At 57.1% G+C, this 14,059-nt stretch carries 10 protein-coding genes; 3 read left to right on the forward strand and 7 right to left on the reverse strand.

Features of this window, described 5'->3' with window-relative positions:
* Positions 1-99: 99 nt before the first annotated feature.
* Positions 100-720 carry a TetR/AcrR family transcriptional regulator gene (locus AC07O1_RS21850; RefSeq protein WP_494995263.1) on the forward strand — a complete coding sequence of 207 codons (621 nt, stop codon included), beginning with the start codon at positions 100-102 and terminating at the stop codon, positions 718-720.
* Between the two features lie 130 nt (positions 721-850).
* On the opposite strand, the gene preA is transcribed toward AC07O1_RS21850, so the two are convergent.
* The 3 genes from preA to hydA form a co-directional block, all read right to left on the reverse strand.
* Positions 851-2,125, reverse strand: coding sequence for an NAD-dependent dihydropyrimidine dehydrogenase subunit PreA (preA, locus tag AC07O1_RS21855; RefSeq protein ID WP_495090082.1), 1,275 nt, complete (start codon positions 2,123-2,125; stop codon positions 851-853).
* On the reverse strand, positions 2,126-3,493 hold the full coding sequence (locus AC07O1_RS21860) for an NAD(P)-dependent oxidoreductase (protein WP_495090131.1): 1,368 nt from the start codon (positions 3,491-3,493) through the stop codon (positions 2,126-2,128).
* 152 nt (positions 3,494-3,645) lie between these two features.
* Positions 3,646-5,085, reverse strand: a complete 1,440-nt coding sequence (gene hydA / locus AC07O1_RS21865; RefSeq protein WP_494995265.1) for a dihydropyrimidinase — start codon at positions 5,083-5,085, stop codon at positions 3,646-3,648.
* 623 nt (positions 5,086-5,708) lie between these two features.
* On the opposite strand from hydA, the gene AC07O1_RS21870 reads away from it, so the two are divergent.
* Entirely contained in the window at positions 5,709-7,193 is a 1,485-nt protein-coding gene (locus AC07O1_RS21870; protein WP_495023444.1) for an NCS1 family nucleobase:cation symporter-1, read from the forward strand.
* A gap of 163 nt (positions 7,194-7,356) precedes the next feature.
* A complete protein-coding gene (locus AC07O1_RS21875) occupies positions 7,357-8,640 on the forward strand; it encodes a Zn-dependent hydrolase (protein WP_495090083.1) in 1,284 nt (427 codons plus the stop codon).
* A gap of 88 nt (positions 8,641-8,728) precedes the next feature.
* On the opposite strand, the gene AC07O1_RS21880 is transcribed toward AC07O1_RS21875, so the two are convergent.
* From AC07O1_RS21880 to AC07O1_RS21895, 4 genes are all read right to left on the reverse strand, one after another.
* Positions 8,729-9,844, reverse strand: a complete 1,116-nt coding sequence (locus tag AC07O1_RS21880; RefSeq protein ID WP_495090084.1) for a Gfo/Idh/MocA family protein — start codon at positions 9,842-9,844, stop codon at positions 8,729-8,731.
* 176 nt (positions 9,845-10,020) lie between these two features.
* Complete coding sequence (locus AC07O1_RS21885) at positions 10,021-10,743, reverse strand: amidohydrolase family protein (RefSeq protein ID WP_495090085.1); 723 nt, start codon at positions 10,741-10,743, stop codon at positions 10,021-10,023.
* Between the two features lie 611 nt (positions 10,744-11,354).
* Positions 11,355-12,761 carry a phenylacetate--CoA ligase family protein gene (locus tag AC07O1_RS21890; protein WP_495090086.1) on the reverse strand — a complete coding sequence of 469 codons (1,407 nt, stop codon included), beginning with the start codon at positions 12,759-12,761 and terminating at the stop codon, positions 11,355-11,357.
* A gap of 37 nt (positions 12,762-12,798) precedes the next feature.
* A complete protein-coding gene (locus AC07O1_RS21895; RefSeq protein ID WP_495090087.1) occupies positions 12,799-14,052 on the reverse strand; it encodes a saccharopine dehydrogenase family protein in 1,254 nt (417 codons plus the stop codon).
* Positions 14,053-14,059: the final 7 nt, after the last annotated feature.

Below are 14,059 nucleotides of genomic sequence, written 5' to 3' on the forward strand. Positions count from 1 at the left end.
TTCTCGGGGGAAGTCTAGCGTACGAAGTTTCGTTTGCGGCTGTCGCCCCGAACTAGAGCGGATGCTAGTCTTGGCCAACGCTGTCGTCAGGGAGCCCTCATGGGCAATCACAAGATCGAGATTCGTCGCAGTAACGTCGAAAAAATTCTGCTGGCGGCCGAAAAAATCTTCGCCGAGAAAGGATACGGCAGCACGGCGATGGCCGATATTGCCAGGGAAGTGCAACTGCCGCGCTCCAACCTGCACTACTACTTCAGCACCAAAAGTGAGCTGTACAGCGCCGTGCTGTTTGATCTGCTGGATGTGTGGAAGCAGGACGCGTTGTGCTTCGAGATGTTCGATGATCCGCGGGTGGTGCTGAGCAGCTACATCCGCGCCAAGATGAACCATTCCCGTAGCCGGCCTTATGGCTCGAAAGTCTGGGCCAATGAAATCATTCATGGCGCACCGACCCTTGGAGAGGCGCTGGATGCGAGCCTGTACGACTGGGCGAAAATGAAGGAAGCGAAAATTCGTCAGTGGGTGGAAGACAAACGCATCCTGGCGGTGGAACCCTCCGCGTTGCTGTACATGATCTGGGCCTCGACCCAGCATTACGCTGACTTCGATCACCAGGTGATGATCCTCAACGATCACCAACCGCTGTCGGATATGCAGTTTGAACGGGCGGTACAGACCGTGACCAGCGTGATTCTGCGGGGGATTGGGTTGGAGCCGTGAACCCACGCAGCTCGTTCCCACGCTCTGCGTGGGAATGCAGCCCGTGACGCACTGCGTCACAAAAGCGGACGCAGAGCGTCCTGAGAGGCATTCCCACGCAGAGCGTGGGAACGATCATCCGCAGGTCTGTTTAAACCGCCACGCGATACGGGTTCCTCGGATCGTGGTCCCAGTCCAGGAATGGCTTGCCGGTGTCGATGGGTACCATCTCGATACAGTCCTGAACCGGGCAGGTGATCTGGCATAGATTGCAGCCCACGCACTCGTCGTCGATCACTTCATATTGATGCGTGCCGCCAGGCTGCTTGAGGCTGGCGATGGCTTGGTGCGCGGTGTCTTCACAGGCGATGTGGCAGCGACCGCAGCCGATGCACGCGTCCTGGTCGATTTTGGCGATGACCTGGTAGTTCATGTCCAGGTACTTCCAGTCCGTGGTATTGCTCACCGCCCGACCCGAAAATTCCTGCAGGCTGGTGTAGCCTTGGCTGTCCATCCAGCGCGACAGACCGTCCTTCATCTCCTCAACGATGCGAAAACCATGCAGCATCGCTGCCGTGCACACCTGCACCGCGCCGCTGCCCAGGGCGATGAATTCTGCCGCATCGCGCCAATTGCCAATGCCGCCAATGCCACAAATCGGCAGGCCACGGGTTTGTGGGTCGCGGGCAATCTCGGCCACCATGTTCAGCGCAATCGGTTTGACCGCCGAGCCGCAGTAACCGCCATGGGTGCTTTGGCTGCCAACCATCGGATGAGCGACCATGCGATCCAGGTCGATACTGGTGATGGAGTTGATGGTGTTGATCAGCGACACCGCATCGGCACCGCCACGGTGGGCGGCGCGGGCGGCAACGCGAATGTCGGTGATGTTGGGCGTGAGTTTGACGATCACCGGCAGTGAACAGTAAGTCTTGCACCAGCGGGTAACCTGCTCGACGTATTCCGGGACCTGGCCGACCGCTGCGCCCATGCCGCGTTCAGGCATGCCGTGAGGGCAACCAAAGTTCAGCTCGACACCATCAGCGCCGGTGGCTTGCACCAGCGGCAGGATGGCTTTCCACGACTCTTCGACGCAGGGCACCATCAAGGACACGATCAGTGCGCGGTCCGGCCAGTCCTTTTTGACCTGGGTGATTTCCCGCAGGTTGATTTCCAGTGAACGGTCAGTGATCAGCTCGATGTTGTTGATGCCGATGACCTCGCGGTTGGCGCCGAAGTGAGCGGAGTAGCGCGACGACACGTTGACCGCCGCCGGGTCCTCACCGAGGGTTTTCCAGACCACGCCACCCCAGCCGGCCTCAAAGGCGCGGACTACGTTGTAGGCTTTGTCGGTGGGCGGTGCGGAGGCCAGCCAGAACGGATTAGGGGCTTTGATGCCAGCGAAGACAATCGACAGATCGGCCATTTATGCAGCCTCCACATTGAGCATGAGTTGGGCATTGATGGCTTCAGCGGCCAGCTTGCCGTGCTGCACGGCCTGGACGGTGAGGTCCTGGCCGAGGCTGGTGCAGTCGCCTCCGGCGTAGACTCCGGGGATGCTGGTGCGCAGCTGTTCGTCCACCAGAATGCGCTCGCCCTCGCGCTTGAGTTCACGGGCCAGCGGATCGTTCAGCGCGGCGTCGTCGAAGGACTGGCCGATGGCTTTGAAGATCGCGTCGGCGGCCAGCTCGAAGGTCTCGCCGGTGCATTGCAGGCGACCGTTTTCCAGCCGCGTGCGGGCAAAGCGCATGCCGCGTACCTGACCCTTTTTATTGAGCAAGACTTCTTCGGGCTGAGCCCAGGTCAACAGACGTACCTGATTGGCCTTGGCAATGTTCTGTTCATGCTCGGTGGCGCCCATTTCCGCAAGGCCGCGTCGGTACACCAGGTTCACGTCGCGAGCGCCGAGGCGAGCCATTTGCACAGCCATGTCGATGGCGGTATTGCCGGCGCCAAGGACGATGCAGCGATCGGCCAGTGGTAATTGCGTCAGGTCATCGGCCTGGCGCAGCTCACGGATGTAATCGGTGGCAGCGAGCATGCCGGGGGCGTCTTCGTGGGCCAGACCGAGCTGCTTGCTGGCAGCCAGGCCGAGGCCGAGGAACACCGAATCGAACTGCTGATGCAGTTCAGTGAGACTGAGGTTGTCGCCGAGTTTGTGCCCGTGACGGATCTCGATCCCACCGATACCCAGTAGAAACTCCAGCTCCTGTTGAGCGAAGTCGTCCACCAGCTTGTACTTGGCGATCCCGTATTCGTTGAGTCCGCCGGCTTTCTCGCGGGCCTCGAAAATCACCACCTCATGGCCATGCATCGCCGAGCGATGAGCGCAGGACAACCCCGCCGGCCCGGCACCGACCACGGCGATGCGTTTACCGGTCGGCGCGGCACGTTTGAATGGGTGTTCGCTGAACTGCGCGTTGTCCACGGCGTAACGTTGCAGCAAGCCGATCAGCACTGGCGCGCACTCTTGAGCGTTGTTGCGCACGCAGGCCTGCTGACACAGGACTTCGGTCGGACAGACCCGTGCGCAACTGCCGCCCAGGATGTTCGCCGAAAGGATTGTCTGCGCGGCGCCCTGAACGTTTTCCTGATGGATATTGCGAATGAACGACGGGATGTCGATCTCGCTCGGGCACGCATTGACACACGGTGCGTCGTAGCAATACAGGCAGCGCGAGGCTTCCAGTGTGGCCTGACGGGCATTGAGCGGCGGCGCCAGATCGGTGAAATGGCCGGCAAGGGCGGCCGCGTCCTCATGGGGATGCGGGAGGTGGCTCAGGGTCTTGATCACGGTGATGGCCTCACGGTTTTTGAGGTACTGCCTCTGATGGGCATTGGTATTGGGGTATCGCACGTTCTACCTGGTGATCGTTCCCACGCTCTGCGTGGAAATGCAGCCCGTGACGCTCTGCGTCACAAGCGTGGGAACGATCAGCCCCGGATTCAGCGCTTTACGGGAACTGGTCGCTGCAACTCGGCGCGTTTGTTCAGCAGATCGAACACCGCCGGATAGGCCGGGCGTTCGATATAACGCCCGGCACCGCGTTCGGCCCGCAGGTCGCCGTCGACCCAGACCAGCCGACCCTGGCTGATGGTATGGCTGGGTACGCCGCGCACGGTCTTGCCTTCGAAGATATTGAAGTCGACCTGCTGGTGATGGGTCTTGGCCGAAATGGTGCGGGTGCCTTCCGGGTCCCAGAGCACCAGATCGGCATCGGCACCGACGCGAATCGCGCCTTTGCGTGGGTAGAGGTTGAAGATCTTCGCGGTGTTGGTTGAGGTCAGGCCGACGAATTCCTGCATCGACAGCCTTCCGGTGTTCACCCCTTCATCCCAGAGCACGGCCATGCGGTCTTCGATACCGGCAGTGCCGTTGGGGATTTTGCTGAAGTCATCACGGCCGGCGGCTTTCTGTTCGGCGCAGAAGCAGCAATGGTCAGTGGCGGTGGTGTGCAGGTTGCCCGATTGCAGGCCGTGCCAAAGCGCGTCTTGATGGCCGCGAGGACGGAAGGGCGGGCTCATCACATAACCGGCGGCTGTTTGCCAATCCGGGTGCTGGTAGACGCTGTCGTCCAGTAGCAGGTGTCCGGCCAGGACTTCACCGTAGACCGGCTGACCCTTGCTGCGCGCATAGGTGATTTCATCCAGTGCCTCACGGGTCGAGACGTGGACCAGATACAGCGGCGTACCGAGTGTTTCGGCTATCCGGATTGCGCGGCTGGCCGCTTCGCCTTCAACCTGGGATGGCCGCGACAACGGATGCGCCTCGGGGCCGGTGATGCCTTGGGCCATCAGTTTGCGTTGCAGGTGATAGACCAGTTCGCCATTTTCCGCGTGCACTGTCGGCACCGCACCCAACTCCAGACAGCGTTCGAAGCTGGCCACTAGCGTATCGTCGGCGGCCATGATCGCGTTCTTGTAAGCCATGAAGTGCTTGAAACTGTTCACGCCATGGTGACTGACCAGCTCGGCCATTTCCTCGCGAACCTGCTCGCTCCACCAGGTGATGGCGACGTGAAAACCGTAGTCTGCGGCGGACTTCTCGGCCCAGCCGCGCCACTGATGAAAAGCCTCCAGCAACGATTGCTGCGGATTGGGAATCACGAAGTCGATGATCGAAGTGGTGCCACCGGCAAGTCCGGCTGCGGTGCCGCTGAAAAAGTCTTCGCTGGCGACGGTGCCCATGAAGGGGAGTTGCATGTGGGTGTGGGGATCGATGCCGCCGGGCATCAAGTATTGACCGCTGCCATCGAGCACTTCGCAGTCGGTGGGAATATCCAGATTATTGCCGATTGCCTGGATCAAACCGTCAGCGCAAAGCACGTCAGCGCGGTAACTTTCATCATGGGTAACAACGGTGGCGCCACGGATCAACAGAGACATTCCGAGTTCCTCACAGGCTTGACCGGCTAATGCCAGTTCTAGGTGTTGTCGTTACGGCAAGCTGGAGGAAGTTATATTCCTGTCAGTGCTGTCAGGAATAAACGCTAGCTGGTGTTCTTTGAATGAGCAAGAATATTTTTTATAAGCTTATAACGTATTTAACTCATTGAAAATAAACGAATAATTATGAAAATCACCAAAATGGTGAGGTCGCTCACCATTTTGACGCACTTGACAGGATCCAAATATGGTCAAGATTTCCTATGTGAAATCAGCCGTTTGAGCTATGCCTGTCAGCGGGCGAAATCATTTTAAAAAATAGTGATGCACCAGATTGAGTCCTGACTGTTCGGACAACTTGCCTGACATTCAGCCTGAGTGAATGGGCAAGTAGCCAAGGGCTCAATGAGTCATTAAATAAAACTGATGAACATCAGTTGTTTACATGGATTTTACGGAGTGGCAAGTGAGCCAGTGGGATACCCGGCACGTTTATTGAGTGCCGCCGCTGACACGCTGGCCGGTCCGCAGAAGTCGTAAGTACTCCGGCCATCGCCCGGTTTGCGGTTTAACCCGCCAGCCAACCCGATGAGCAAAATAATCAAAAGAACAGTGGAGCGGCCATGCAACAGATCAGATCACAGGTGACCGAACGCCAAGGCTTGTACGAGCTGGATGCCGGAAGCGACGTACTCGACAGTCCTCGTTACAACCACGACATTGCGCCGACCAAAGTGCATGAGCGCACCTGGAACAAATGGCACATCACGGCACTTTGGATCGGCATGTCGATCTGCGTACCGACCTACACCCTCGGCGGGGTGCTCACCGCGTATTTCGGGCTGTCGGTCGGCGAGGCGCTGCTGGCCATTCTTTTCGCCAATATCATCGTATTGATCCCCTTGACCCTCAACGCCTTTGCCGGCACCAAGTACGGCATCCCCTTTCCGGTACTGCTGCGTTCGTCATTCGGGGTGATTGGCTCCAACGTGCCATGTCTTATCCGGGCTCTGGTGGCCTGTGGCTGGTTCGGCATCCAGACGATGTTCGGCGGCCTGGCCATTCACTTGTTTCTCGGTTCGGTATTCGAGGGCTGGAAAGCTCTCGGCGGCACCGGTGAGGTCATCGGTTTCATGCTGTTCTGGGCGCTAAACCTGTGGGTGGTGCTGCGCGGCGCGGAATCGATCAAATGGCTGGAAACCCTGTCTGCGCCGTTGCTGGTGCTGGTGGGCGCAGGTTTGCTGGTCTGGGCCTTGCCAAATGTCTCGTTGACTGAATTGATGGCGCAACCGCCCAAACGCCCGGAAGGTGCTGGCGTGGCCGGTTACTTCTTTGCCGGGCTGACCGCCATGGTCGGGTTCTGGGCGACGCTGTCGCTGAACATTCCGGACTTCAGCCGCTACGCGAAAAGCCAGAAGGACCAGATCCTCGGGCAGATCATCGGTTTGCCGCTGACGATGTTCCTGTTCGCCGCGCTTGGCGTGGTGATGACGGCCGCATCCGCCAGGCTGGTAGGGGTGACGGTCTCCGATCCAGTGACCCTGATCGGTCATATTCAAAGCCCCGTCTGGGTGGCGCTGGCCATGGCGCTGATCATCATTGCGACCTTGTCCACCAACACTGCGGCGAACATTGTTTCGCCGACCAACGACTTCCAGAATATCGCGCCCAAGCTGATCAATCGGACCACAGCGGTGATGTTGACCGGGTTGGTGGGGCTGGCGTTGATGGCTCACGAGCTGCTGAAAAAACTCGGCTTGCTGGTTTCGGATATCAGCCTGGAAACCGTGTATTCCAACTGGTTACTGGGCTACTCCAGCCTGCTCGGGCCTATCGCCGGGATCATGGTGGTGGACTATTTCCTGATCAAGAAACAGCAGCTCGACCTGGCGGGGCTGTACCGCGATGACGTGTATCCGGCGTGGAACTGGAACGGCTTTATCGCGTTCGGCATCCCGGTGGCGCTGACCTTGCTGTCGTTGGGCAGCAACGCCTTCAGCTGGTTTTACAGCTATGGCTGGTTCACCGGCTCGGCGTTGGGTGGGTTGTTGTATTACGGGCTGTGCTCGATGCAGCGGAGCCCGACTGTGGCGAAATCTGCGGCGTGACGGATGGCCTCATCGCGAGCAAGCTCGCTCCCACAGGGTTTTGTGAACATTGGAGATCCAGTGTGGGAGCAGCCGGTCGACGCTCGATTGCTCGCGATGGCGGCCTCGAATACACCAAAGAAATACCTGAAGAAACCCATAACAACTGTCTGAGGAGATCATCATGAACGCTGCCCTTGACGTTCTGCAGTCCACCCATCAGCACATCAACCGCGACCGTCTGTGGCAGTCGTTAATGGAACTGGCCAGACTCGGCGCCACGGTCAAGGGCGGCGTCTGTCGCCTGGCCCTGACCGACCTCGACCGCCAGGCCCGTGACATCTTCGTGCAATGGTGCGAGGAGGCTGGCTGCACCGTGAGCATCGACGCTGTCGGCAACATCTTCGCCCGTCGTGCCGGGCTCGATCCAACGCTGCCGCCGGTGATGACCGGCAGCCATATCGATACTCAGCCCACGGGTGGCAAATTCGATGGCTGCTTCGGCGTGTTGGCCGGTGTGGAAGTGTTGCGCACGCTCAATGATCTGGGCATCGAAACCGAAGCGCCGCTGGAAGTGGTGGTCTGGACCAATGAAGAAGGTTCACGGTTTGCTCCGTGCATGATGGGCTCTGGAGTGTTCGCCGAGAAATTCACCCTGGAGCAAATCCTGGCCAAGACCGATGCCCAAGGCGTGACGGTCGGCGAAGCGCTGAACGCCATCGGTTACGCCGGCAGTCGCAAGGTCAGTGGCCATGCTGTGGGCGCCTATTTTGAAGCGCACATCGAACAAGGGCCGATCCTTGAGGATGAGCGCAAGACCATCGGCGTGGTGATGGGCGCGCTGGGGCAAAAGTGGTTCGATCTCAAACTCAAGGGCGTTGAAGCCCATGCCGGTCCAACCCCGATGCACCTGCGCAAGGACGCACTGGTCGGCGCGGCGGCGGTGGTCGCGGCGGTCAATCGTGCCGCACTGAGTCATCAGCCTCACGCCTGCGGCACCGTGGGTTGTCTGCAAGCCTACCCCGGCTCGCGCAACGTGATCCCCGGTGAGGTGCGCATGACCCTGGACTTCCGTCACCTGGACCCCGCGCGGCTGGATTCGATGATTGCTGAGGTCAGGCAGGTGATCGACACCACTTGCCAGGAGCACGGCCTGAGCTTCGAGCTGACGCCGACCGCCGATTTCCCTGCGCTGTATTTCGACAAAGGCTGCGTCGATGCCGTGCGCAGTGCCGCCCAGGGCTTGGGCCTGTCGCACATGGACATCGTCAGCGGCGCCGGGCATGACGCGATTTTCCTCGCTGAACTGGGCCCGGCCGGGATGATTTTCGTGCCGTGCGAAGGCGGGATCAGCCACAACGAAATCGAAAACGCCGCGCCGGACGATCTGGCGGCTGGTTGTGCGGTGCTGTTGCGGGCAATGTTGGCGGCGTCGGCGGCGATTGCCAGCAGGAAGTTGGCGGCTTGACAGGCGTCATTACCAAGACCTGAAGCGATTGGTGGGTGGGCTTCGAAGCCGTGGTTTGCTTCGAAACCCACCGCGCCAGAACGTGCAGTTACACCTCATCCACCCTGACCCAACGTTGTTCCAGCGCGGCCAGCCGAATGGCCGTCGCCAGGCGTTCCACCTCCCAGGCTTCTTCAAAGTCGGTACCGTCCGAGCCTTGCCCGGCCAGTGCCATAATCAACCCGTGCACCTCCAGCGTCTTCAACTCGTTGTAGCCCAACTGATGACCCGGTGCCGGACTGAAGGCGGCATAACCGGGCAGGGAAGGGCCGGCCAGTAAACGCTGAAAGCCTTCCTGACCCGCACGGCACAAGCGCAGTTCATTCAAGCGCTCCTGATCGAACGCCAGAGTGCCGCGTGTGCCGCTGATCTCGAAGCTCAGGTGATTTTTGTAACCATGCTTGAGCCAACTGCTGCTGAACGTGCCACGTGCACCGTTGGTAAACCGCAGCAAGGCATGGGCCTGATCATCGACGGCGATGGTGCGTTGTTCATGGCTGCCGGTGGTGGCAGGGCGTTGCCGGTGCACGGTTTGGCTGTCGGCACATACTGCTTCCACATCACCGACCAGGTACCGGGCCATCGCCAGCAAATGACTGCCCAGATCCGCCAGGGCACCACCGGCATGCTGTGCTTCGCAGCGCCAGGACCAGGGTGATTGCGGGTCAGCCATGAAGTCTTCGCTGAACTCGCCCTGAAAACTGATGATCTCTCCGAGCTCGCCACTCTGAATCAACTCACGGGCCAGGCCAATGATCGGGTTGTGCTGGTAGTTGTAACCGACCCGCGTCACCACGCCGGCGGCTTTGGCGGCGCGGCGCATCTGATCGGCCTGTTCGAGGCTGACGGCCAGTGGTTTTTCGCAGTACACGGGTTTGCCTGCGGCCAGGGCGGCCATGGCCATGGGGTAGTGCAGGTGGTTGGGCGTGGTGATTGCTACGACGTTGACCTTTGGGTCGTCGATCAATTGTTGCCAGTCGCCATGGGCTCTTTCGAAGCCCCAGGCGTTGGCGCAGTGTTCGGCACGCTGGGTGTCGGCGTCGGCCAGTGCGGCCAGATGCAGGTGTATGGGGAGTTCGAAGACTGCACTGACGTTGCGAAAGGCCAGGGCGTGGGCGCGGCCCATGAAGCCTGTGCCGATCAAGCCGATTCCAAGTTCGCGCATTGTTGGGGTCCTTTTGGATTTTTGTTTTCAGGGTGCGTATTTATGGAATAAAAATTCCTAACATTCAATAGGTGGAATAAATATTCATTTTTTTTGCATGAGATTTGCTCGTCAAGGCGGCTTGGCACTACCAATCGACTAAGCTCGCAGCTCACAACTCGTGCTTTAGATCCTCTTCAATGGGTGAAAACTGTGCGCCCACGAAACACCGTGCGCTCGACTTTTGCATCAGCAATTTTTTCCGGCGCACCTTGCTCCACCAAGTCAAAGAGGTTGCGATCGATAATGATAAAGTTAGCTAACTTGCCCGGCTCGATAGAGCCATACAGGTGATCTTGGCGAACCGAGCGCGCTCCATTGATGGTGTAGGCATCCAGCATCTGCTCCAGAGTGGCTGATTGACCTGGGTTGTAGGCTTTCTGTCCGGGAAGGGAGCGAGTTATGCCGGATGCAATATTCACAAACGGGTTAGGGTCGCGAGTGTCAACAGGCGCGTCGCTACCGGCCACCAACATCACGCCGGCCTGGTAGGTGCTTGCCACCGGGTAGGCAGCATTCCAGACATAACTGCCTTCGTCGTAAAGCACCTCGGAGATCGGCTGCCCTTTCTTGCTCGGCTGCAGGAATGGCGTCACGGTGACGTCGTATTCGAGTACCCCATCGAGAAAGATTTTGACGACATCAGCGTTGATAAGTGGATTGTCAGCAAACTCCTCACGCACTGCCTTGGCCTTGACCAAGCGAGCAGGGATATCGACCGATCCAGCGTAATCATTTGATGCGAAACAGGTGGCCATGGTGACGTACATGTTGAGCAATTGCCGATTCTGCATGGCGACATATTGATCTCGGATGAAATCAGTTACACAGGCATCCTGAATGCTGGTAATACCGTTCATGGCCAAGAGGTGCGATATAGTCGGCAGGGTTATAGGCACTGGCATGGCCGTCAGATCCAAACAGCATTACCGGGCGATCCATGGATGCCGCATCCAACGCCTGGCGTACCCGTCACGGCCACCCGAATACACTATTTTTTCGCCCGATACCGCCATGGTGTCGACCTGACGGTGTTGGGCATCCTGCGTGTAAATTCGTCCATTGATATAGACGACCCCGGGACTGTTGCTGACTGAACTTGCTGGTTCCTGACTGCATCCGAAAATACCAGTAAGAAGCGGCGACAAGCACCATGATTTTAAATTTCCACGAAAGAATGACATACAAAACTTCCTTTTAATTATGCAGTCTTTGCTTTTTTTAGACTATATAAGCTAGCACTCAGCTGGTGGTCAGGAGCGAACCATATACATGCTAAGGAACGGTGCATGGATGTAGAAGTTTGGCGTCTATGGCGACTGGTAATGCATTTGCGGTCCCGACTGCAAACCTTTTGCTGTCGCACAATAATGCGAAGAGCATAGTTCTTGGGAGGCTAGTCCGTTGTGACCATCGCGCCAGGTAAAAACTGCGAAGCTTTTCGCGTTGAAACAGTTAGCGGATGCTGTTGTCAGGATGTTGCCTGGGCCTCACAGACTATCTTCTTTCTCTTGTAGCTTAGGGTATCCGGCAACGTATCAACCCGATCAATTTTCAACTCGATATTCATTTTCAACAGGTTCTGCAGTTTTTCCACGAAAGCAAAGACAGAGGGGGCTACCAAGTCGATGGTGGCACCCGTATACACAAATGAGAAATCGGTAATAGTGGTGCGCTGAATCAACCGGAACGAGGAGACATGCGGATTCGAATTAAAAAAGCTGTCCAGCGTGTTAGTCACAATGGCAGTAGGCACGTAATGGCCGCTGAGGGTTTTCAGGCAGTCATCTTTGCGACCTTCGACACGTTCAATCGTCCGCCCATGCTGGCCACATTGGCAAAGACTTAAGTCATTTCCGGCAACCGAAACGATGTCGCCATGGTCATAGCGGATGAAAGGCATCGTTCGACACATAAAGTCGGTGCAGTAGACGGTTGCCAGCGTTGAGCCGTTGGCTATAGAAAAGTCTTTAAGCTCGACATGGACGTAGTCGAATTCCGGGTGGTAATGCCGGTAAGAACACTCCAGGGCAATGATCCCGACTTCTTCCGATGAATACTCGTCAAGCACCAGTGTTTGGTAGAGCGATGAATAGTACTCACGCTCGTGTCGAGAACTGGCCTCTGAATTGGTGATAATGGCTTTCAGTCGGAGATTGGCAATTCTCTGAGCATAAGGCTTCAGCAGAGGCAAGTAGCTCGGTAGCAGGTTCAGAATAATGGGGTGCAGCAGCTCCATGTGCCGGACAAATTCTTCAACGTCCACAATATCATTCAATGTGAATGTCGGGTAGCCGCCGGCCATGGAGGAAATCCAGCTTCTAATATGATGGATGTTGTAGATCCATCGATCGGAGCTGAACTCGCTTCCGGCCAAGCGATGGAACATCCGAAAGTAGGTCAGGGAGTTAAACGATACCGAGTCAAGGTCGCTCAAGATGGGAAGGGCGACGCCGCTGGAACCTGAAGTGCTGGACCAGAACATTTCAGTGGCATTATTGTTCAAGCTCCGTGGAATAAAATCCTCCGTCCGTACGCTTTTCAGGATGCTTTTGTTCAGGACCGGAACCGATTCGAAATCTGCGAGTGAGCGCAGGGCTCCGATTTCGTACCCGCTAGCCTTGTAGTACTCGTGATAAAAAGGAATATGACTAAAGGCATAGTCGACTACACCAGCAAGGTGCTGCAGCGTGTAATCCTTTTTTTGCGCATCGGTCCAGTTGCTTCTGGCGATCAGGGTGTCGTGTTCTTTTTGCCAAAGAGCTCGGATATGCTGCTGAATGTCCAGGGTATCGTAACAATCTTCTTGCAATATCATTCGAGAGTTTTGATGGACGGACTTAAGCCCGAAGGTGAACGATTGTGTATCCAGTTTCATCAAGGGGACCTCCATGCAACAACGATTGCGATAGTATTCAGAGCCCTATGAGCTCTGGCTCCTGCACTTTTTCATGTGCCCGCGATTGATAGGTGACGTGCCAATCCAGGCCAAGCTCCCGAATCTTGTCGAGAAACGGATCAGGAGGCAGTTCTTCCGGATGGACCATTGTGCCGACATTCCACTCGCCACTAAGAATCAGTAGTGCTGCGGCCATTACGGGCAATGCAGTGGTATATGCGGTCACTTGTGTGCTCAGGTCTTCATAACAGTCTTCATGCTTGCACACGCTGTGCATAAAAATGGATTCTGATTTTCCATCCTTGGTGCCACTTAGCAATGCGCCCACACACACTGTCCCGCGGTACTCACTGGCAAATGTCTCAGGGGTAGGTAAAATTTTCGCCAGGAAGTCCAGTGGCGTAATACTCGACTTACCAACCTCAATGGGGTCAAGGGAGAGAAGCCCGACCTTATGAAGTGTGTCGAAGGTGGACCGAAAACTGTCCCCGACACGCATCCAGAATTCGATGTTGGCCTCGGGCATGTTCATGGATAGCGAGTGAACTTCGTCATGCCCTACCGAGTACAGTTTTTGTACTCCGATTGCCGGGAAATCGAACTCCATGCTTCTAGAGAATGGTGGCGATGATTGCCATTCACCCTGCTGCCAGAAACCGGTGTTCTCGCAGAGTTCCTTGAGGTTGACCGCAGCATTGAAGTTGGTTGCAAAGAACTGATCGTGTACCCCCGCGTTGGCGCAGAGGATGTCAATAGAGTCGATGGTGTCGAGGTAGTCCTGTCGCACTTTAGCGCAAAATACGTTGACCACCCCAGGGTCAAAGCCAATGGAGAGAATTGCCGTCAAATTTCTCTGCTGAAACTGTTCGCGTAACGCCAGTTCATGTGAGTACCAGGGCGGGGGCATATTGAAGTCGTTGTTCGTCTCGAACACGGCCGTGTCTATGTAATGCGAGCCGACCTCCAGGCAGGCCCGCATTACGCCGATATGTGTATCCGGCGTCGTGACATTGATGACCACATTCGGCTCGATCTCGCTGAGAAGTTGAATCAACGCGTCGGTTTGCAGAACGTCACATTGGTGGCGATGCACGCTCAGCCTATACAGGCGCTCGATGCGGGCCGCTACCTCCTGGGTCGATTGCTCGGTTCGACCGATCAGGTGCAGGTCGTAAGGACACGTTTTGTATTTTTTGGCGAAGGCGGCTGCCAGTACTTTTCCAACTGTACCCATCCCGATAATGACAATATTTGGATTCTTGTTGCTCATTTCGAAC

The organism is Pseudomonas sp. GW821-FHT07G10, assembly GCF_059418545.1.

Excerpts from the sequence above, each read along its gene's own strand:
- AC07O1_RS21875 (WP_495090083.1), top strand. The coding sequence starts at position 7,357 with ATGAACGCTGCCCTTGACGTTCTGCAGTCCACCCATCAGCACATCAAC.
- AC07O1_RS21880 (WP_495090084.1), bottom strand. The coding sequence starts at position 9,844 with ATGCGCGAACTTGGAATCGGCTTGATCGGCACAGGCTTCATGGGCCGC.
- AC07O1_RS21870 (WP_495023444.1), top strand. The coding sequence starts at position 5,709 with ATGCAACAGATCAGATCACAGGTGACCGAACGCCAAGGCTTGTACGAG.
- preA (WP_495090082.1), bottom strand. The coding sequence starts at position 2,125 with ATGGCCGATCTGTCGATTGTCTTCGCTGGCATCAAAGCCCCTAATCCG.
- hydA (WP_494995265.1), bottom strand. The coding sequence starts at position 5,085 with ATGTCTCTGTTGATCCGTGGCGCCACCGTTGTTACCCATGATGAAAGT.
- AC07O1_RS21890 (WP_495090086.1), bottom strand. The coding sequence starts at position 12,761 with ATGAAACTGGATACACAATCGTTCACCTTCGGGCTTAAGTCCGTCCAT.
- AC07O1_RS21850 (WP_494995263.1), top strand. The coding sequence starts at position 100 with ATGGGCAATCACAAGATCGAGATTCGTCGCAGTAACGTCGAAAAAATT.
- AC07O1_RS21885 (WP_495090085.1), bottom strand. The coding sequence starts at position 10,743 with ATGAACGGTATTACCAGCATTCAGGATGCCTGTGTAACTGATTTCATC.
- AC07O1_RS21895 (WP_495090087.1), bottom strand. The coding sequence starts at position 14,052 with ATGAGCAACAAGAATCCAAATATTGTCATTATCGGGATGGGTACAGTT.